The organism is Alphaproteobacteria bacterium (assembly GCA_017302575.1).
In the GTDB taxonomy this organism is placed as follows: domain Bacteria; phylum Pseudomonadota; class Alphaproteobacteria; order Rickettsiales; family UBA3002; genus JAFLDD01.
On the sequence record JAFLDD010000001.1, the window covers coordinates 1,124,240 to 1,143,157 of the forward strand.

19 protein-coding genes and 1 tRNA gene are annotated in these 18,918 nt (G+C 51.2%); 3 read left to right on the forward strand and 17 right to left on the reverse strand.

What is annotated here, in order from left to right:
* Window positions 1–18 precede the first annotated feature (18 nt).
* From J0M34_05785 to J0M34_05825, 9 genes are all read right to left on the reverse strand, one after another.
* Window positions 19–840, reverse strand: a complete 822-nt coding sequence (locus J0M34_05785; GenBank protein ID MBN8543759.1) for a protein-glutamate O-methyltransferase CheR — start codon at window positions 838–840, stop codon at window positions 19–21.
* Complete coding sequence (locus J0M34_05790; protein ID MBN8543760.1) at window positions 837–1,439, reverse strand: chemotaxis protein CheB; 603 nt, start codon at window positions 1,437–1,439, stop codon at window positions 837–839. The genes J0M34_05785 and J0M34_05790 overlap by 4 nt, the downstream gene beginning before the upstream one ends.
* The gene (locus J0M34_05795) at window positions 1,439–1,813 is read right to left on the reverse strand and encodes a response regulator (protein ID MBN8543761.1); all 375 of its coding nucleotides are present in this window, start codon (window positions 1,811–1,813) and stop codon (window positions 1,439–1,441) included. The genes J0M34_05790 and J0M34_05795 overlap by 1 nt, the downstream gene beginning before the upstream one ends.
* 1 nt (window position 1,814) lies before the next feature.
* Window positions 1,815–2,303, reverse strand: coding sequence for a chemotaxis protein CheW (locus J0M34_05800; protein ID MBN8543762.1), 489 nt, complete (start codon window positions 2,301–2,303; stop codon window positions 1,815–1,817).
* Window positions 2,303–5,065 (reverse strand): chemotaxis protein CheW, encoded by a 2,763-nt coding sequence (locus J0M34_05805; protein MBN8543763.1) that lies wholly within the window; start codon window positions 5,063–5,065, stop codon window positions 2,303–2,305. The genes J0M34_05800 and J0M34_05805 overlap by 1 nt, the downstream gene beginning before the upstream one ends.
* Before the next feature lie 78 nt (window positions 5,066–5,143).
* Window positions 5,144–5,800: a hypothetical protein gene (locus J0M34_05810; protein MBN8543764.1), complete on the reverse strand. Its 657-nt coding sequence runs from the start codon at window positions 5,798–5,800 to the stop codon at window positions 5,144–5,146.
* A 110-nt stretch (window positions 5,801–5,910) separates the two neighbouring features.
* Complete coding sequence (locus J0M34_05815; protein ID MBN8543765.1) at window positions 5,911–6,477, reverse strand: SIS domain-containing protein; 567 nt, start codon at window positions 6,475–6,477, stop codon at window positions 5,911–5,913.
* A complete protein-coding gene (locus J0M34_05820; protein MBN8543766.1) occupies window positions 6,477–7,148 on the reverse strand; it encodes a ribulose-phosphate 3-epimerase in 672 nt (223 codons plus the stop codon). The genes J0M34_05815 and J0M34_05820 overlap by 1 nt, the downstream gene beginning before the upstream one ends.
* A gap of 16 nt (window positions 7,149–7,164) precedes the next feature.
* Window positions 7,165–8,322, reverse strand: a complete 1,158-nt coding sequence (locus J0M34_05825) for a methyltransferase domain-containing protein (protein MBN8543767.1) — start codon at window positions 8,320–8,322, stop codon at window positions 7,165–7,167.
* A gap of 28 nt (window positions 8,323–8,350) precedes the next feature.
* Here J0M34_05825 and J0M34_05830 point away from each other — a divergent pair, with 28 nt between their 5' ends.
* From J0M34_05830 to J0M34_05840, 3 genes are all read left to right on the forward strand, one after another.
* Entirely contained in the window at window positions 8,351–8,503 is a 153-nt protein-coding gene (locus J0M34_05830; protein ID MBN8543768.1) for a DUF1674 domain-containing protein, read from the forward strand.
* A 70-nt stretch (window positions 8,504–8,573) separates the two neighbouring features.
* Window positions 8,574–8,649: transfer RNA gene (locus tag J0M34_05835), tRNA-Ala, on the forward strand.
* 204 nt (window positions 8,650–8,853) lie between these two features.
* Window positions 8,854–9,636: a hypothetical protein gene (locus J0M34_05840; GenBank protein MBN8543769.1), complete on the forward strand. Its 783-nt coding sequence runs from the start codon at window positions 8,854–8,856 to the stop codon at window positions 9,634–9,636.
* Here the strand turns inward: J0M34_05840 and J0M34_05845 are convergent.
* From J0M34_05845 to asnB, 8 genes are read right to left on the reverse strand one after another with little or no spacing between them, the layout of a single operon-like run.
* Window positions 9,633–9,914, reverse strand: a complete 282-nt coding sequence (locus J0M34_05845) for a hypothetical protein (GenBank protein ID MBN8543770.1) — start codon at window positions 9,912–9,914, stop codon at window positions 9,633–9,635. The two genes, J0M34_05840 and J0M34_05845, sit on opposite strands and share 4 nt — an antisense overlap.
* The gene (locus J0M34_05850; GenBank protein ID MBN8543771.1) at window positions 9,904–11,121 is read right to left on the reverse strand and encodes a glycosyltransferase family 4 protein; all 1,218 of its coding nucleotides are present in this window, start codon (window positions 11,119–11,121) and stop codon (window positions 9,904–9,906) included. Before J0M34_05850 ends, J0M34_05845 begins: the two co-directional genes overlap by 11 nt.
* Before the next feature lie 3 nt (window positions 11,122–11,124).
* Window positions 11,125–12,267 (reverse strand): glycosyltransferase, encoded by a 1,143-nt coding sequence (locus tag J0M34_05855; GenBank protein MBN8543772.1) that lies wholly within the window; start codon window positions 12,265–12,267, stop codon window positions 11,125–11,127.
* Complete coding sequence (locus tag J0M34_05860) at window positions 12,267–13,526, reverse strand: N-acetyl sugar amidotransferase (protein ID MBN8543773.1); 1,260 nt, start codon at window positions 13,524–13,526, stop codon at window positions 12,267–12,269. Before J0M34_05860 ends, J0M34_05855 begins: the two co-directional genes overlap by 1 nt.
* 6 nt (window positions 13,527–13,532) lie before the next feature.
* Window positions 13,533–14,360 (reverse strand): hypothetical protein, encoded by an 828-nt coding sequence (locus J0M34_05865; protein MBN8543774.1) that lies wholly within the window; start codon window positions 14,358–14,360, stop codon window positions 13,533–13,535.
* Window positions 14,357–15,118, reverse strand: coding sequence for an imidazole glycerol phosphate synthase subunit HisF (hisF, locus tag J0M34_05870; GenBank protein ID MBN8543775.1), 762 nt, complete (start codon window positions 15,116–15,118; stop codon window positions 14,357–14,359). Before hisF ends, J0M34_05865 begins: the two co-directional genes overlap by 4 nt.
* Complete coding sequence (gene hisH / locus J0M34_05875; protein MBN8543776.1) at window positions 15,115–15,723, reverse strand: imidazole glycerol phosphate synthase subunit HisH; 609 nt, start codon at window positions 15,721–15,723, stop codon at window positions 15,115–15,117. The genes hisF and hisH overlap by 4 nt, the downstream gene beginning before the upstream one ends.
* On the reverse strand, window positions 15,720–18,917 hold the full coding sequence (asnB, locus tag J0M34_05880; GenBank protein ID MBN8543777.1) for an asparagine synthase (glutamine-hydrolyzing): 3,198 nt from the start codon (window positions 18,915–18,917) through the stop codon (window positions 15,720–15,722). Before asnB ends, hisH begins: the two co-directional genes overlap by 4 nt.
* Between the last annotated feature and the right edge of the window lies 1 nt (window position 18,918).

Sequence of the window (18,918 nt, forward strand, 5' to 3'; positions counted from 1 at the left end):
GCTTGGTGCGGGCTTTTTTTATGCCAACGTATAAAGCCCGCGATGATCTTCCATCAGCTTGTATTTGCTGCTGAGGCTGAGAATCGTCTCGGCGGCTCCAAGCATTAAGAAGCCTGGTGGGTTCAAACAGTTGGCCAACTTATCGAGCACTTGCGCTTTACCTTTGTCATCGAAATAGATGAGTACGTTACGGCAGAAAATAATATCGAACTTGCCGAGCGCACTATAGCTATCGAGCAGATTCAGTTTCATGAACTTCACGCTTGTTTTCACGTGGTCTTGGATTTCCCACATATTACCAGGCTGCTGCTTGAAGTATTTCATGAGCATGGTGATCGGCAGGCCGCGCTGAACTTCAAATTGTGTGAAAAGACCCTGGCGGGCGCGCTCAACTACTTTCTCGTTAATATCGGTGGCGACGATTTCGAAGGTGATACCGCCTAGTGCAGCGGCCATTTCGCGCAAGGACATCACTATCGAGTATGGTTCCTGCCCCGTTGAGCACGCCGCCGACCAAATGCGCAAATGCGTACGTCCCTTAGCTTTGAGTTCAGGAATCATGACTTTGGTGAGATGCTCGAATGGCTTAGTATCGCGGTAGAACATCGACTCATTGGTCGTCATAGCCTCGGTAATATCGGTGGAGAGGGCAAGCGGTACCGAGCCAGATTTCAGTTTAGCTATCAGATCGGGAATGTCTTTCAGGTTGTGACTGCGCACAATCGGCTGCAACCGTGTTTCGATCAGATACATCTTATCTTGGGTGAGCGCCAACCCAGAGCGCTGCTTGAGGAATTCAGCAATCACATCAAACTCGTCTTTGCGAAGGGCTAAGCTCATGCGAGTGCCCTCACGATATAGTGACCCATTTGGTCGAGCGGTAGAACCGCTTTTGCAATCTTCGCATCGGATACGGCTTTAGGCATTCCCCACACCACCGATGTTTTTTCATCCTGTGCGATGATGGTGCCGCCTGCTGCAACAATCTTTTTTGCGCCTTCCAATCCGTCGGAACCCATGCCCGTCAGCACGACTCCCAGCAGTCTATCTTTGTAGAACGATGCAAGTGCTGCAAACATTGGGTCAGCAGCAGGCCTACAAAAATTCACGGGAGGGTCTTGATTAAGGCGCAGCACAGGGCCTTTGCCCGAGAATTCCACCAGCATGTGGTAATCACCAGGGGCGAGATAAATCACGCCTGATTTGACCATTTCACCATCTTTGGCTTCGTGGCAGTCCATGTGTGCATCGCGCGAGATTGTCTCAGCAAGCACGGTGGTAAAGTTGGCTGGCATATGCTGCGTAATAAAAACGGGTACATGGCTGATGCCGCCGCGCAATGACTTGAATAGTGCGGAAAGCGCTTGCGGGCCTCCCGTAGAGCTAGCAATAGCTAGCGCTTCAAAACGGTGAGTTTTGGTTGACCTTGCGCTACTCACTAGAGAAGTCCAAGTTGTTCGAGCTTACCGCGAATGATTTCTTCGTCGAATGGCTTCATGACATATTCATTTGCGCCGCTCATCATGGCTTCTTGAATTTTAGCGAACTCATTCTCGGTGGTGCAGAAGATAACTGGGGGTTGATGCACATCTGTTCTGGCACGTAAGGCCTTAAGGCACTCGATGCCATTCATAACAGGCATATTCCAGTCCAGCATCACAAGGTCTACTTGAGCGGTGCCGCTCGTCAGCGTGTCGAGGGCCTCTTGGCCATTCTCTGCTTCCAGTACACTGTAGCCTAGCGGCTGGATAATTTTACTCATGACTTTGCGAACAATCTTGGAGTCATCAACAATTAGACAGGTCTTACTCATATCATGACGCTCCATCAATGACGCTGCCTACATCTAGTACCACCAATAATTCATCTTGTAGCTTGAACACGCCAGCCGCGACGCTGCGCCAGCTCTCATTCATATTCGAAGGCGGCTTTTCGCAATCACTCATCTCGAGGGTAAGCACATCGCCCACCGCATCCACCATGAATGCAAAAAGCTCATGCTGGTACTCAACCACGACTTTCATCATGGTATCGCGATTGGGGTAATCATCCATGCTTAGACGCTTGCGCAAATCAATTGCAGTGACGATGCGGCCACGCAGGTTAAGCGAGCCCGCAACAATATGAGGGGCAAGTGGTACAGGCGAAATGGGCTGTTTGCGCAGCACATCCTGCACAGCCATGACGGAAATACCAAACAACTGTTGGTCAAGTCGCAGCGTTACAAATTCCTGCTTCAATGCGCCGTAGGCTGCGGGCGCAGGTACATGTGAATCTTGAACCACCAAGGCACCTGAGCTCATTATGCGGCCTCCTGATTATTGTTTTGAAGTTGCTTGGCAATCGCAACGAGCAGCGCCTCGCGGTCGGTTTTCGTTACCATATCCTGCATACCGCAGTGGATGGCACGACGACGGAATTGCTCGTTCGCAGTCGAGGTGAAGGCAACGATTGGAATGTGATCGAAGCGCTTATCTTTACGCACGGCGGTTGCGAATTGGAAGCCGTCCATCTGCGGCATTTCAATATCGCTGACGATGACATCAAATGCTTTGGCCTGCATCAGGCTGAGCGCCATTGCGCCGTGTTCCGCCCACGTGACATGGTAGCCTACGGATTGCAACAGAGGCTCGGCAAGATTGCGCCAGAAATCACTGTCTTCAACTAATAATAATTCGACGTCTTTTACCGCATCCACTTTGCGGGCAATTGCGCTAATATCTCCGCCAATTTCTTTAAGGATATACCCAACATCCACAACGTCGGTGGTTTTGCTACCGATCACCATGCTGCCAAGGAAATGTTCTTGCTGTGAACTACCCTTAATTTCGACAGGCGCTTGCACGATATCAAGAATCTCGTCGATCACCAAGCCGATGGTTTTGCGGTCATAGGTAAAGACAATAACGGGAATTTCACCGTCTTTCGCTTCTGGGAAATCACAGCCAGGCAAGGTAATTAGCTGCATCAAATCGCCACGATATTGCACCACTTTGCTGCCTGCAGACTCCTCGATTTTATCGATCTCAATGTCTTCAAGACGTGAGACCAACTCAAGCGGTACAGTTTTTGGTGCACCACCGCCTGTGTTGAAAATCAAGAAGCTTGCGACGCGGTCTGCACTATTGATGAGGTTATTCTCAACTTCTTCTCTGCCGCTTAATTCAGGCTCACCCAGGGCGCGTGCAATGCCATTCGGGTCTAAGATCATAATAACGCTACCGTCACCCAAGATGGTGTTGCCGGAATAAAGCGCTACATTTTCGAGTAGTCGCGACACAGGTTTCACCACGATCTCTTCGGTGTCGTGCACGGCATCGACCATGAGTCCGTAATCGCTTGCGCCTGCTTTTACTACGACGATGTAGCAATCGCGGTCACTCTGTTCGTCGCTTTTAGGCAAGCCCAATAATTCATTTAGTGATGCAAGCGGCAATAAATTACCGCGCAAGCGCAGCACTTTGGAATTACTGATTGTCTCGATTTTATATTCGGAATTCTTATCAACTCTCACCAGTTCAACGACGTTAAGCTGCGGAATACCGAAACGCTGCTTGTCGGCTTCTACCAACAGCACCGATACAATCGCTAAGGTGAGCGGGATTTTGATATTGAACGTAGAACCCTTGCCTGCGGTTGAGCTCAACTCAACTGTGCCACCAATTTTTTCGATATTGGTACGCACCACGTCCATTCCCACGCCACGGCCACTGACGCTTGTCACTTTCTCGGCGGTTGAGAACCCTGCCTTGAAAATGAACTGCATGATTTGCTCGTCGCTTAAGGAGGCGAGTTCGTCTTTGGTGGTGACGCCATTCTCGAGTGCTTTTTGTTTCACACGCTCGAGGTTGATACCGCGCCCATCATCAGCGATTTTGATGATGATGTGGCCGCCTTCGTGATAGGCGCTGAGTGTTACAGTGCCAGTCTCTGGCTTGCCCGCTGCTGCACGATCGGCAGGCATTTCAAGCCCGTGATCACAGCTATTGCGCACCATGTGCGTTAGCGGGTCTTTGATCATCTCAAGCAACTGACGATCCAGTTCGGTGTTTTCACCGATCATTTTCAAATCAATTTTCTTTTTGAGATCTTGCGACAGGTCACGAATCAGTCGCGGAAATTTGGTCCACGCCGTGCTGATAGGTTGCATGCGCGTTTTCATCACGCCGTCTTGCAGTTCGGTGGTGATTTGCGAAAGCTGCTGCAATGGACCCTTCAGATCACTGTCGTCGCGGTTACGCATGATTTGCATCAATTGATTGCGCGATAACACCAACTCGCCCACCATTTGCATCAAGTCTTCGAGTACATCGAGATTGACGCGGATGCTTTGATTCACCCCAGCGCCACCGCCGCCTGTGTCCTTGGCATCCGTTTCCAGTCCTTGCTTGATTGCTTTGTCCTTGTGCTGTTCAGCGAGCGGAGGTTTAGCCGCCGCAGGCGCAGGAACAGCAGGCGTATCTTCCATGAAGGTGCTTGGGGCTTTTGTATAATCCACGCCGCCTTCAATGGTTGGCACTGCTTCACGGAAGGCGCGTTCCAGCTCGTCCAACTCGTCTTGCGTGGTGGAGCTAGTCATACCGCCGCCACTTTTGATTTCATCAGGCGAAAGCATGTTAGCAACATTAATATCATTTTTCTTTGGTGCAGGCGCGGGCGTAGGCGCACTCGTATTAGCAACCGCGCCGTTTGAATCAGCAAACGCATTCAGGCGGGCAATGAGATCTTTGTCATCACCTGCTGGTTCACTGCCCGACTCGGCAAGTTGCTCCATGATGGTTTTGATGCGATCAAGCGCTTCGAGCACCAGCGATATTGCTTCGGGTGTCACGATAATGTGGCCATCGCGAATTTTACCGAGAACATTTTCACCCGCATGCGCTACCGATTCAAGGCGCGGCAAGCCAAGGAATCCGCAGGTTCCCTTGACCGTATGAACGAGACGAAAAATATTTCCCAAAATCTCTTTATCATTTGGGTTTTGCTCGAGCTTCACTAGCTCTAGATCCAGAACGGCAAGGGACTCGGAAGTTTCGGTGATAAATTCGCTGATTAAATCATCCATAGAATGCCCTGTGCGCAGATGTTTTTTTATCCGCTCATCTTACACAGGACGATACAAATCACAAATAAAATCGGGCGCTTATGCCGTAACGAGTGCCTGTTGGCGACAAACTAGTTCCAACGCATCACTGGATGCTTCGAAGGCAAGGCTTGCACCCATATTCTCAACGAGATTCATTGTTAAAAGAGGCTGCGAGCTTTTGGGGTTAAGCATCCCCTCGTCGCCCTGACCTTTGAGAATCGCTACAAGCTCTGCGTCCAGCTTTACTATGTCACCCTTAGCGCTGAGGCGGACTTCTTTCTCTCCCGCGTCGGATTGCGAAACGCGCACCGCAAGCGTACCGCCCTTGATTAGGGAATTGCCCGCAATGATCAAAAGATTTAGGATTAATTTTCCCATACGTTGGCTTATCGCAACACCACTAGCGTCTGTATGCGCATCGGGCCAATCGAGTTTAACTTTGGTGGACGCAAAAAAGGCTTCTGCCAATTGTTTCTTGTCGGAAAGCGATGCTTCACCCGTTTCACCTACGCGCCCATACGCCTGACGATAAAACTGCAGGCGGTTTACTGCTTCGCTTGCGCTATTTAATATGAGTTTCATGGCTTCGTTTTCCATGTCGAAGCCTTCTTCAGAAAGGAATTCGGCGCCATTATTGACAGCACCGATTGGGCCCGTGAGGTCGTGGCACAAACGCGTACACAGCATTTCAGCAAGCTTGGTTTCATTGATCATGACGGGGTTCTTTTCTTACGATGTTGATTTGCCTTAGCGTAGCGCCAAACGAATAGTGCTACAACTCTTATATAGTAGAACGCAAAAGTGAATTTTTCGTTAACGTGCCGCTAAAGCCTTGATTCGACAAGAGAAGCTAAGCTGTGAAGCACCGTGATGTGGGCTTCTTGGATATGGGCTGTGACCGTGGACGGCACAACGATAGTTATGTCGGCATCTTTGCGGTCCTTGCCCTTTTCACCCGTGAGCAACACGGTGAAGATATTCTTTGCCTTCGCCGCCGTAATCGCTTTCAGCACATTTGGGCTTTTGCCAGAGGTCGACATGCCAATCAGAATATCACCCGCCTGCCCTAGCGCCTCGACCTGACGCGAGAAAATATCTTCGTAGCTGTAATCATTCGCCACGGCGGTAATGATGCCGCTATCTGCCGTGAGTGCGATGGCAGGAAGTGCGCGTCTGTCGTGTACGAAGCGGCCGACAAATTCGCCCGCGATATGCATGGCGTCGCACGAGCTGCCACCATTGCCACAAAATAGAAGTTTGTGATTAGCTTTTACTGCTGCGGCCATTTTCTCGGCGAGCTTGGTAATGTCACCTACATGGTTGGTGAAAACACCTTCGACTGCTTGCGCATGCTCAATACGAATGCGTGTGATGATATCGAGATCGCCCATTATTTTCCTCTCAGGGCGGCGATATTTTTCGCATATTTTTTGGCGTCACCCGTGAATACCGCAGAGCCTGCTACCAACGTGTCGGCACCGGCTGCAATCACTTCGCGGGCTGTGCCTGGGTTGATGCCGCCATCCACCTCAAGCATGATACGGCGACCAGACTTACCAATCATTTTACGTACGGTGCGAATCTTCGCAAGTTGCGAGGGGATAAATGACTGGCCACCAAAACCAGGATTCACTGTCATGAGCAAAATCAGATCGACCTTATCCATCACATATTCAAGTACGCTGGGTGGTGTTGCTGGGCAAATCGAGATACCCGCTTTTTTACCAAGTGATTTAATCAGCGCCAAGCTGCGGTCGGCGTGCGGTGTTGCCTCAGCATGGATGGTGATGATGTCTGCACCCGCTTTGGCGAATTCAGGAATCAGCAGATCAGGATTATCGATCATCAAATGCACATCGAGCGGTAGTTTGGTGTGCGGGCGAATGGCGTTCACCACGCATGGTCCAATCGTCAGGTTCGGCACAAAGTGCCCGTCCATCACATCGACATGCACTAAATCGGCACCGGCTTTGGTGATAGCAGCAACCTCTTCACCCAAGCGGGCGAAGTCGGCAGAAAGAATCGACGGAGCGATTTTGACAGGTGGTGTTTTAATAGCCATGAGAGTGTTCTAGCAGTTATGCGGCCTTTTGCAATATGGCTGCGAAAAACCCATCCATACCGCCTGTTTCGGCTTCCATCGCTGGGTTGGTACGCAGGGCAGCGCCCTGTTGCGTTGCATCTTTATTGGCTGCAAGGAACGCTTCAAGCTGTGCTTCGCCCTCTTCGCGCTCGAGCGAGCAGACAATATAAAGCAGTCGCCCACCCGCTTTCACCCACGGCCAGATGCGCGCGAGCATATCGGCTTGTAGTTTGGCGAGTTCACGAATGTCATCAAGCGTGGTGATATGCACGACTTCAGGATGCCTACGCCATGTGCCCGTGGCGCTACAAGGCGCGTCGATGACGACGATGTCGTATGGCGATGGCGGCTCCCACTCCATCACATCCGCAACAACGGGTGTGATGTCCATTCGCAAACGTTTCATGTTTTCATTCAAACGCTGCATACGTGATTCGCTGCGATCAAGCGCGGTGACGACAGCACCCGCAGCGCATAATTGCGCAGTCTTGCCACCTGGCGCTGCGCCGATTTCCAGCACGGTTTTACCTTTGATATCGCCAAGCATGGTGACGGGCATACTGGCGGCTTTGTCTTGCACCCAGAAGTCACCTTCGTGATAGCCCTTGATTGTCTCGACCGAAGGGTAAGGCGCAGCGAAGCGCTCCCCCGAACCATCGCGGCGAATGATATCAAGCGGTGTTTGCTCCAATACGATATCGCAAATGCGCGCGACATCATAATACTGCTTCCAGCGCGGCTTATACCATGCGGGCAAGTTGTAGGTGGCGGGCGGCAGTGGCGCGAGTTCGATTTTGCGCAGCACGGCATTCACGAGTTTTGCATAGGGCTTGTATTTGCCGCCCTTCATGGCCTGCACGGTTTCACCCACGGCGGCGTGAGCAGGAATTTTCATCACCAGAATCTGCGCCGCGCCGATGCGCAGGGCGCACTGCACGGCGTGGAGTTTTTTGCTCAAGGGTGTTTCAAGGTGCGGCTCGATCATCGCATCCAATTGCCCGATATGGCGCAGCGTTGCCATGAGCAGCGCGTGGACGAATTTCTCGTCCTCTTCGCTCAGCTCCATGTGGCGGGGCAAAACCTCATCCACCGTCCGCCCTTCGGAAAGGAGGGTGTGGAGTGCTTGAATTGCAATGGTACGAGTGCGTGACATAGGTGGAGGCGAGTGGTAAGGGAGAGTCATGGAAAAGCCAACCGAGAAAACACCTAAAACGCCTGAAACCAAGCCTGTCGAGCCCGCGCCTAGGCCTAAAGACGAGGTGGGCGGTAGCGGCAAGCCCGAGCCGACCCGTTATAATGACTGGGAAATCGGCGGAAAATGCGTAGATTTCTAGTACTTACACTCTTTACTTGACGGGGGCGGCGGGTTAGATTATCTGCATCACCTCGATTTGACCGACGCGTGGGGGCATAGCTCAGTTGGTAGAGCGTCTGCTTTGCAAGCAGAATGTCGCAGGTTCGATTCCTGTTGCCTCCACCATTAAAAAAGCCCGCTCCATTTGGAGCGGGCTTTTTTAATGGCTGTAGTCGCGCAGGGCGAACCTTGTTCGACCATTTTGCCCTTAGACAAAATGGGACGCCATCGGCGCCCGAAGGGTGAGCAGCGTTAAAACGCTGCGAATCAATCCTGTTGCCTATAGAATATTCTGTTTTTAAAATACGCAAGAAACAGCGAGCACCTGTTATGAGGCCAACAACCATTGAAGACATGTTAAAGCACACAGTTCAACTGAATGGCTTATTAATCCCAATTAAATCACTAGAACAAACACTTGCTCTCTATACTCATCCACTTGTTGTTTGGAATCACAACGAAACTTATTCATGTAGTTTAATTGGTTCATGTATAGGCATTCATTACCGTGAACGATACCTGCTTTTATGCACTCGTCACCAATTAAAAACCTTAGAAGGCAGAAGCTATGAGGATGTTGGATTATTAGATAAAGATGGCAAAAGTTTTTGTTCTGCAGGCGGCATTAGATACTATAATAATGATATTAATGATGAGGTCTTAAATGATTTAGCAGTGTTTGATTTTACAGAACCCTGCAAAGACAGAACACAAATGAAAGAGCGATTCTTCAATTTGAATGGGCTTCCCCCAGATGTACCATCCAATCAGGTAGTTGGTCTAGTCGTATCAGGTTACCCGACAGATAAACAAGATTACGGCATGAATGAAGAAACAAGACACTTAGGATTTGCTCAGGCATCTATTACTTGTTCAATAGCTTCTGATGAAAATCAGCTAGAAGATTCAACAGTTTTAAAGTTAAATGTGCTAGGATCACTTTCATTAAATCCAGATGGTATGAGCGGTGGCGCTGCATTTACGCTTCAACTGGTAAATGGTACTGCGCATGCTCATCTGGCTGGGATGGTTGTTATGGCAGGGAGCAATAACTTTTACATTCTAAAGATTGGTTGCATTCTTAATTCTATTAATTCATGGCTAAAAACCTAACTCTGCCACTTGCGGCGATGCGGTTTTACCTTAGCGCCGGTGACAGCGACGGCTTTTAAAATCTTGGGCACTTCAGTGGCGGCGACGGTGGCGATATAACGCCCGCTGCGCGCTTCGCTCACCTCACCATGCGAGGTGATGCCATGGTCGGCGAGCATTTCTTGGATGCCAATCATGTGCGTTTTGTTGATGCGCGCTTCGAAACGGTCTTTGCGTTTCGTCCACTCTACATCTGTCAGTGCGCGCAGGGCGGCTTCGATTGGGTCTTCATACGGCATGGTGATTTCCCAACTGTTCGAGGAATTGTGCAAAGCCATTATAAATCGCGTCACAGGCGTAATCAGATGCGGGAATTGCCTGCACCGCTTTTGCGCACTCGCTGTAATGTTCACGCACATGGTTGATGGCGCGCGCTAGTGCCTCACCATCGCCCGAGGGGCAGCATGCGCCTAAGTGATGCTGTGTAATATAATCACGCACTTCGCCACGCAGCGAGCAGACAATCGGCAAGCCTGCGGCCACATAATCAAAAAACTTATTGGGCATGGCTTCGTTATGACCCGTCAGCAGCGCAATGTCTGATGCTGCGAGCAATAACTTTGCATCCGCCGTGCTGCGCCAACCCGTTAGTGTGACGTTCGGCAAGCCCTCGACTACATCACGCAGCGACTGCATATAATCGCCATCGCCTGCGATTGTGATATGCACGTTCTGGTTACTCTCGTGCATGTAGCGCGCAGCGTGACCAATCGTCAGCACATCTGCCGTGTGACCGAGCGTGCCGAGGAACAGGCATCGGGTCGTTCGATCATTCGGCAATTGCGTGCGGGTCGATTGCTGAAGGGTTTGCGAAAGTGAGGTGCCAAGGTAGAATACGCATGTATCGTGACCCTCAGCACGCCGCGCTTTGTGAAGCGCCCAGCGCAACACGGGTGTGCTCATCGAGGTCACGGCTTGTGGCGTACGAAACAGCGCAGGCACATTTGGGTAAAGCATCTTCGCCACCAGCCACACGAACGGTTTGAGTAAGGTTGGTGCATAATTCACGAAGGTGTCTGGCCACTGGTCACGCACATCGACCACCACGGGAATGCCGCGTGGTTTCGCGTAGGCAAGCGCCTCGCGCACCCATTCGATGATGGGGTACGCCACGAGAATAATGTCGGGTGTTTCGTGTGATTGCTCGGCAGCCTCGCGCCAGCGCTTCGCCAAGCGGCGGTGATGGAGCACGCGCGCGATTGAAAGATTGCGCGTATAGAGCCCCGCCTCGATACGCTGGACGTTGTAGCTGCCTTTAGCAGTTTCGAGTGTATAGCTGCCTGCTTCTGCTTCGCGGCTCTTATGAAAATGCGAAATGGTCGAGCACCACCAACGCACATTGTGGCCACGCGCAACGAGCGCCTCGCTCAACATTGCTGCACGAAGCGGTTTTACTTCAGGCGTGAGTGGTAGCGGCTCGCTATCTTTGAGGACCCATACTTTCATGTATCAGGCTTTTAGCCCGATTTGACGGTATATATCAAGTAATTGCGGCTCTTCATTTTCCCAGCGATAGGCAGTGGATAGCTCGCTCAAGCGGGCTTTTTTGGCCGTGATGGCTGCTGGCGTAAGGTCTGCAACGGCATTGCGAATGGCTTGGGCTTCGGGTTTTACTGCCCAGCCAGCGTTAAATTGCTGCACGACATGCTGCATCTCTGGAAAGTCGCTGGCGAGTATCGGCACACCACAGGCAGCATATTCGAAGAGCTTATTTGGCAGGCAGTAATAATAACTGAGGCAGAGATTCTCGATGAGTGCCAGACCCACCGTTGCGTCCGCTGTGTATTCTGGAATTTCGTCGGGGCGCACGGCGGGGTGGAAATGGATATTGTCATGTAGCGTAGCCATTTTACGAATCTCTGGCTCTAAATCGCCGTACCCCATGAACACCAGATGTTTAGGCGCGAAGAGCGTAACAAATGCTTCGAGCAGTGCCTCGATACCACGACCGCGCGAGAGTAGACCTTGATAGAGATAAATTTCGTCCTCTGTACCAAGACCAAGTGCAGCACGCAGTTTACCAGTGGGCGCGGCCTGCTTGAAGGCAGGCGGCACGTTGCGCACGACCGTGACCTGCTTCAAGCCATAGAGTGTTTTATACCAACCCGCGATAGATGGACCAACAACCGAAACCGCGTCGCAGCGATGAATAAAGAGCCGCTCAACGACACGCGCAATCTTGCGACGCAAGCCTTTTGAGCTGAGCGTTTCGGTTTCGAGCTCATGTGTATCGTAAACGAGTTTGGCACCTTTCCATGTTGCAATCATCCAGCTCAATGGCAGCACGGGCAAGCTATGGCAATTCACGCAGGCGATAGGTTTGCCGCGCAGTGCAACAAATGCCGAGACATGCCAGCCGATGAGTTTAATGAGCGTGCCGATTTTGCTGGGAATCGATGCACCAAATAACGGCGCGATGCGAATGACGCTCAACCCCTCGCCCAGCGACTCAAAGGCAGGCAAGTCACCTTTGCGCAGCGCCATGACCTGAATTTCGCTGAACACGCCATGCGCTTTCAAGCTGCGGATAATTTTAAGAATGCGGGTTTCATTGGTGAAGGTCGAAGGGTAAATGTGCAGGTTCAGCGCCATTATCGGCCTATCATCATCCGCAATGCACGACGCGTGTAACCTTTGATTTTCGTAAGAATGCGCACGGGAATATACGCCCAATTGCGCAGCAATCGGTAGGCACCAAACGCCAGCTTGAACTTGCGCTGGTGATTGGGGAATTCGCTGTAATGGCGCGGTGGTTCATTCACCAGCGCGTCAAATTCCGCAACACTGATACCTAATTTTTTAGCGATGAAGGCTTTGTCTTCCTCCAGCAACTTCGGATCATAAAGCGGTTTTTGTAATTCCGCGAGTGCTTGATTACGCGTCATCTGACCCGACACTACTAAGCTTGCCAAATGTGCCTTGCGCTTATCGTAGCCAAATTTGTGCGGCAGATAATAGGCTTGGAAAAAACGCGTCCAACGTGATTCGTAATGTTTACCGCCGTAGTAGCGCCAGCCATAATCGCGCTCGAGAATCTTGATGGCATCTTCCTTGTTATAGGGAATGTAATTGAGCGGGCGCAGCACTTCCATTTTCAGAATAAATGGATATTTGAAATACAGGTCAAAGAAGCTGACGATAGGGAATTTACCGCGTTTGCGCTTGCCGAATTGCTTGTGAATGGCCTTCACATGCGTGGCATCCATCGCGTCGTAGCCCCAGCTTTGCGGGAGAATCGACTCGGTCGCGAAGTTACTGCCATTAATAACATATTTAATGCCCGCCTTGATTGCGTAGCCATAGAGTGCTGCGAAAAATGCATGATCTTGCGGCACGTCTTGGTTGGCGAGGTTTGAGCGCAGGAACGCTAATTGCATGTCCTGCATTTCTTCCCAATCGACCACGTGCGTTACGAGGTCGAGGCCGAGGCGTTTGCAAATCTGCTCGATATTCATCACCGCGAGTTCAGAGTTCCAGCCCGCATCCACATGCACGACGAGTGGGCGAAGCCCCCACTCCACCGCTTTTACGGCGATGAACGAGCTGTCGATACCGCCCGACAAACCAATAATACAGTCATATGGTTTGCCCTTGCCGTAGGATTTCACCTTCTCAAGCATCTCTTGGAGCATGACCGCGCCTTTTTCGGGCGAAGGCCATGCGGGCATAATGTTATTGTCGTAGTAATAGCAATGGTTGCACACGCCCTTATCGTCGAAGGTGATGTCGGGGTCGGTCGTATCCATAATACAGCGCGTGCAAACTTGGTACGGCTTATCGGCGGGCACGAATGCCGCATGTGTAATAGGAGAGCCGTCAATCGGCGCAAGAATGGCTTGAGCGTTTTTCATGCACTCTTATGAGCGCGGACCGTAGTAAAAGGCAAGCGGAAATGCCTTTTCCTGTGTCAAACCAGGTACGTTATCCACGGCACTGAAGCCGTGCTTCAGCAAGGTTTGCGTGAAGAAGCTTGCGCGGTATGCCGCCACATCGGGGCACCAGTAGTAGGTGTCGAGATCATAGGCTTCGTCGATAATCCGCGTAGGTTGCTGCCACATGGCAGGCAATAGCACAATATGACCATCTGGCTTGATGAGGGTGATGAGCTCTTTCACCCATGCGTCAAAATCAAAGTAGCCGTTAATGTCGCCCGCTTCGCGCATGGCCTGCTGTTCATTCACCCATTGGCAATTGATAGAGCCTTTCGTGTAGATGAAATCAAAGCTGCCTTTCCAGTCATTCGGGAAAAAAGGCGTGAAGGTATAATTATGCTTGATGCCTTTATGGCCTTTGAGTTCGGCGAATTTTACGAATACAGGCTCTTCCTCAATGAATAGGGTTTCGGCAGCGCCTTCGGCTTTGGCGACGTCGAGCGAGTCGGCAGTGCCGGGACCAACGTCCAGCACGCGCTTGCCTTTGAGCGTAATTTTGAAGAAGGAAACCGCCGAATTGAATTCGCGCTTCTTGGTGGGGATTTGTTTATCGTAATCGAGGAAGTACGTGAAGCCCAAAGAGATAGCGACGCGACGCACCTCTTCAATCGAACGGGCGCGGGATACGCGAAAGGCGCGCCACTTTACTTTGCGTTGTGCGGGGTCGAGTATGAATGCCAACACAGAAGCAGGGACGACTAAGCGAATAAGTCGTTTGATAATCACGATGACGTAGCGAACATATTTGCTCATGGTAATTTTTCCTCGATATCTTTGCGGGCGGGATAGTTAATCAGAACCGCACGGTGCGGCCCCATATAAACGAACAATGCGCCTGCCGCAACCGCAGAAACGCTAGCTTCTTTTACGGCAGCTTCGAAGTCGGCCATGCCGCTAGCACCACCGCAGGCCACAACGGGAACATCGACGTTGCTTGTTACTTCACGCAGTAATTTCAGGTCGTACCCACTCATGGTGCCATCGCGGTCTATCGTATTCACCAACACCTCGCCAACCCCTAGAGCGATGAGATTCTGGAGATGTGTTTTCATGTCGAGGGGCTGCTTGTTCGTTGCCGAATGGCTATAAAGCTCATAGCGGCCGAGCAATGTCTTTTTCACATCCACACAGCCAACAATGCTTTGCGAGCCGTAAATTGCCACTGCTTCGCGAATCACCTCTGGCGCGGTATAAGCAGCGCTGTTGATGATGATTTTCTCGAAGCCTAATGAGAAAATGCGTTTCACCTGCTCAATGGTGGTGATGCCGCCGCCATAGGCCATAGGCATGAAGGCTTCACCGGCAATATCGGCCAGCAATTCAAAATCGGGGCCGCGACCTTCGGGCGTGGCGGTGATATCCAAGAATACCAACTCATCCACTTCTTTCTCGTTGAAGATGCGCACGGAGTTAATCGGGTCACCAATATAGCTGGGGTCTTTGAACTTGGTAGTTTTCACCAACCCCTTACCACGCAAAAGCAGAACTGGAATCACACGTGTTTTATTCATGCAGCCTCCGCAAAGGCTTTCATGATAGCAAGGCCATGACGCAGCGATTTTTCGGGGTGGAATTGCGTACCGTAAATATTGCCGCGCTGTACCGCGCAGGTGAACGTGATGCCATGCTGCGCGGTAGCAGCGATATCGGCATCATTGGCGCAATTCATATAGTAGGAATGCACAAAATAATAACGTGCGTCTGGTGTAGCATGGGTGAAGAGGGGCGCTTGCTGCTTCACTGCAATTTTGTTCCAGCCCATATGGGGAACGCGCAGACCTTCGGCGGCGGGAATGCGTTTGCATTGCATATCGATCCACCCTAGTCCGGCGGCAGTACCCTCTTCGCTGCCTTTGCCAAGAATTTGCGCGCCGAGGCAAATACCAAGCACCGGCTTTTTTAGCTCTAGCGCGAAATGATCAAGCGCATCGCGCAGGCCTGATTCATTCAGCATTTTCATGCCATAATCAAAATGTCCTACGCCGGGCAGTAATAACTTATCGGCGGCGAGAATATCGGATGGCTTGTCAGAAACCATCACATCCGCGCCCGCTTTGCGCAGCATGTTATGTACGGAAGAAAGGTTACCCACTCCGTAATTGACGATAACAATCATGTGCGAACACTTTCGTATAGCTTCAGCATGTGTTGCTTCTCAGTTTCCCAATTGAGTGTCTTTGCTGCTTCGATCGAGCGTTGTTTCATAGCATCTATCATCGGTCTGTCGAAACGGTTAATGACCTCTGCCACCGCTTTAGGGTCGCAGTCACTTACCAGTTGTCCGACTTCATATTGTTTCACGAGTCGTGCCATTTCTGGCAGGTCGGAAACACAGAGCGCAAGGCCTGCCATCACGTACTCGAAGAACTTGTTAGGCAAAGTAAAGCGGCGCTGTGCGCTTAAATCTTCATGTACGAAATAGCCTATATCGGCGCGATTTGCTGCAGGAATAATATCGTTAAATGGTACGGCAGGCTCGATGAATAATCTGTCCTCCACGCCGACTTCTTTTGCAATAGCTTTTAGCTCATCAAGGTATCCGACGTCGGGATTGCCGCGAAGCAATAATCGGAATTCGGGTCGCCAATATTGCAAGGATCGCACCGCCACATGAAGCCCTCGCGATGAGAAAATTTCGCCATGATATAATACGGTGATGGTGTCTTCGGTTGGCTTGAAATTCTGCGGCTCAAAAAATGGCGTAGATCTGACAACCTGCACAGGACACTGCAATTTATGGTCTTTACGAATCAGCTCAGCAATGCCTTGGCAAACAGTTGTGACACCTTGCACCTTCTTCAAGTAATAATCTTGCAGCGCGAATACATAGGGGCGGTGCCATTTCACCCAATTAGGAATATGCACATACTGTCCGCAGGCATATTCATGGCAATCGACTATCACTGGGGCATTAACCTTCTTGGCGATTGCAATTCCGATATCTGCCGTGAAGTAATCATGCGTTAGAACAAGTTGTGGCTGCATGTCGGGGTGACGATAGAAATAATTGCGTATCGCTCTGCGTTTCCACTCAAACGGCTGCACAACACGTTGATAAAAACGCGCACCTATCAACCGCGCAGCATGGGTGGGGGCAAAGCGCGCCACAAACATGCCAACAATACGCAGGCGACCCAATGCACGTGTGAAATAGGAGAAGGCTCGCCCACCAATACGCTCGCCGAACCATTTGTGCATGCGCTGCGCATCTTCCATGGGAAGCTCATCTGGTAGCGGCACGAAATGCCAGCCGTCTGGCACATTGGTTTTTCCCATAAGCCCCATAACAACAACGCGCCAGCCCGCTTCCATCAGCGCCTGCGCCTGACGAATGACTCGCGGTTCTTTGCATACAGGGGTGTAGGAAATAATCCATGCCGTTGGTTTTGGCGCTTCGATGATTGCTGCGTTTGTGGCGGTTTTCTTGCTCCAGACATTGGTGCGTTTCATATCCAACAATTCGGAGGCGCTCGCCCATTTCCACAAAGGTAGCGAATAATCCGCCGTGCCTGACTGGTGGTCACGCCACATGTTTTCGATCGTGGTACGGTTATAGTTTGGCAGGAATGCCAGCCCCGCATCAAAGATGCGCTCTTCCATCCACTGCTTCATTGCTGGGGCTTTCAGCCATGCGTCTTGTGGGGCGGCGAAGCCTACCTTATCGGCGCGCCATGTGATGGTTTTTGGCAGCACATCATCGACTGCATAGCGCAGAATCGCTTTGCCCCATGCATTGTCTTGGAATGCCCAGTCTGGAAGACGGGTGGTGAAATCCACTAACGCATAATCAAGGAATGGGTAGCGACATTCGATACCATGCGCCATCGAGTTACGATCACCGCTATAAAGATTCGATGGCAGTGATGTACGCAGTAGATTGATCATCAGCTCGTAACGTAGTGCACCAATCTCATGCGGATGCGGCACCATGCCATCGCCATATTGTAGCAGCATTTCGGGCGCATAAGTGCGGTAATAGGTAAAGAAGCGTTTCACGCTGAGACTATCACGCGTGCTGAAGCGACGGCTGGCATCGTGATAGTTTTTGGCAACATCCTGTAAGCGCTTATCCCTGATGTGCCCTTGCCTGATTGCGTTAAGCAAGCCCAATGGGCCACGATGTGCCAATTCTGCTTGGTAGGCTTTAAAATACATGCTGTAGCCAGCGAACACTTCGTCGGCACCCTGCCCGTCGAGAATCACCTTATAGCCCAGACTGCGCGCCTCGCGCATCAGCGCCCATTCGAGATACATGGATGGGCCGGGAATAATATTCTCGTGGTGCCAATGGAGTTTGCGCAGATCCGTAATCAGGTCATTACTGGTCGGCGTAACCGCGTGTCCCTTCAGATGCGTCGCATTGAGCATCTGGTCGATATAGGAACCCTCATCAATTGTCGGATCGTCGGGGAAGCGCACAGATATTGCGGATTCGATGCGCTCACCTTTTGGGAAACCCGCCAGCAAACCCACAATGCTCGATGAATCAAGACCACCTGACAGACATGCGGTCACCGGCACATCGCTGCGCATACGCATATGCAGCGAACGCTCAAGATGGTGTCGCAATTCTTCGATCAATTGAGATTTTGGAACATCATTTAGTGACTGGGTATATTCAGGCTTCCAGTAACGACGCGTAGCGCGTATCGCGCCGTCTGCGCCCACACGCAGCATATGTGCTGCACGCAGTTGCTTGACGCCTTGGAAGAGTGTTTCTTCTTTTCCGAAAATAATATGGCCATCTACCACTCTTCCCATGAGTGTTTTGTCATAAGACATGGGCATATCTGGGTGAGCGAGAATCGCTTTTATCTCGGAAGCGAATACCAGTTTACCGTCAGGCAACTGCGCATAATAGAGCGGCTTCTCACCAAAGCGATCGCGGGCGATTAATGCTTCACCATGCTCTTGGTCCCATATCATAAATGCAAACATACCGTTGAGGCGGTGGATCATCTCCTCGCCCCACTCGATATAGGCGCACAGTAACACTTCTGTATCGCTACGTGTTTGGAATGCATGACCACGCGCAATCAGTTCGTCGCGCAGCTCGATGTAATTATAAATCTCGCCATTGAAAACGATGGTGTAGCGACCATCTGCACTTACCATGGGCTGGTCGGCAACCTGACGCGTATCAATAATGGCAAGGCGACGAAAGCCCATTGCCACCGTACCATTGGCGTGCGTGCCTTGCCAGTTCGCCGCGCCGTCTGGCCCACGATGGGCAAGCTGGTCGCGCATATGCGACAGCAATGCTTCAGGAAGCGGTGCACCGGGGCCAATGACTGCAACAAATCCGCACATG

What these genes read in the sequence shown, in the direction of transcription:
- J0M34_05785 (MBN8543759.1), bottom strand. Translation starts at nt 840, where the DNA reads ATGAGCTTAGCCCTTCGCAAAGACGAGTTTGATGTGATTGCTGAATTC.
- J0M34_05795 (MBN8543761.1), bottom strand. Translation starts at nt 1,813, where the DNA reads ATGAGTAAGACCTGTCTAATTGTTGATGACTCCAAGATTGTTCGCAAA.
- J0M34_05800 (MBN8543762.1), bottom strand. Translation starts at nt 2,303, where the DNA reads ATGAGCTCAGGTGCCTTGGTGGTTCAAGATTCACATGTACCTGCGCCC.
- J0M34_05805 (MBN8543763.1), bottom strand. Translation starts at nt 5,065, where the DNA reads ATGGATGATTTAATCAGCGAATTTATCACCGAAACTTCCGAGTCCCTT.
- J0M34_05810 (MBN8543764.1), bottom strand. Translation starts at nt 5,800, where the DNA reads ATGATCAATGAAACCAAGCTTGCTGAAATGCTGTGTACGCGTTTGTGC.
- J0M34_05815 (MBN8543765.1), bottom strand. Translation starts at nt 6,477, where the DNA reads ATGGGCGATCTCGATATCATCACACGCATTCGTATTGAGCATGCGCAA.
- J0M34_05820 (MBN8543766.1), bottom strand. Translation starts at nt 7,148, where the DNA reads ATGGCTATTAAAACACCACCTGTCAAAATCGCTCCGTCGATTCTTTCT.
- J0M34_05825 (MBN8543767.1), bottom strand. Translation starts at nt 8,322, where the DNA reads ATGTCACGCACTCGTACCATTGCAATTCAAGCACTCCACACCCTCCTT.
- J0M34_05830 (MBN8543768.1), top strand. Translation starts at nt 8,351, where the DNA reads ATGGAAAAGCCAACCGAGAAAACACCTAAAACGCCTGAAACCAAGCCT.
- J0M34_05840 (MBN8543769.1), top strand. Translation starts at nt 8,854, where the DNA reads ATGAGGCCAACAACCATTGAAGACATGTTAAAGCACACAGTTCAACTG.
- J0M34_05845 (MBN8543770.1), bottom strand. Translation starts at nt 9,914, where the DNA reads ATGCCGTATGAAGACCCAATCGAAGCCGCCCTGCGCGCACTGACAGAT.
- J0M34_05850 (MBN8543771.1), bottom strand. Translation starts at nt 11,121, where the DNA reads ATGAAAGTATGGGTCCTCAAAGATAGCGAGCCGCTACCACTCACGCCT.
- J0M34_05855 (MBN8543772.1), bottom strand. Translation starts at nt 12,267, where the DNA reads ATGGCGCTGAACCTGCACATTTACCCTTCGACCTTCACCAATGAAACC.
- J0M34_05860 (MBN8543773.1), bottom strand. Translation starts at nt 13,526, where the DNA reads ATGAAAAACGCTCAAGCCATTCTTGCGCCGATTGACGGCTCTCCTATT.
- J0M34_05865 (MBN8543774.1), bottom strand. Translation starts at nt 14,360, where the DNA reads ATGAGCAAATATGTTCGCTACGTCATCGTGATTATCAAACGACTTATT.
- hisF (MBN8543775.1), bottom strand. Translation starts at nt 15,118, where the DNA reads ATGAATAAAACACGTGTGATTCCAGTTCTGCTTTTGCGTGGTAAGGGG.
- hisH (MBN8543776.1), bottom strand. Translation starts at nt 15,723, where the DNA reads ATGATTGTTATCGTCAATTACGGAGTGGGTAACCTTTCTTCCGTACAT.
- asnB (MBN8543777.1), bottom strand. Translation starts at nt 18,917, where the DNA reads ATGTGCGGATTTGTTGCAGTCATTGGCCCCGGTGCACCGCTTCCTGAA.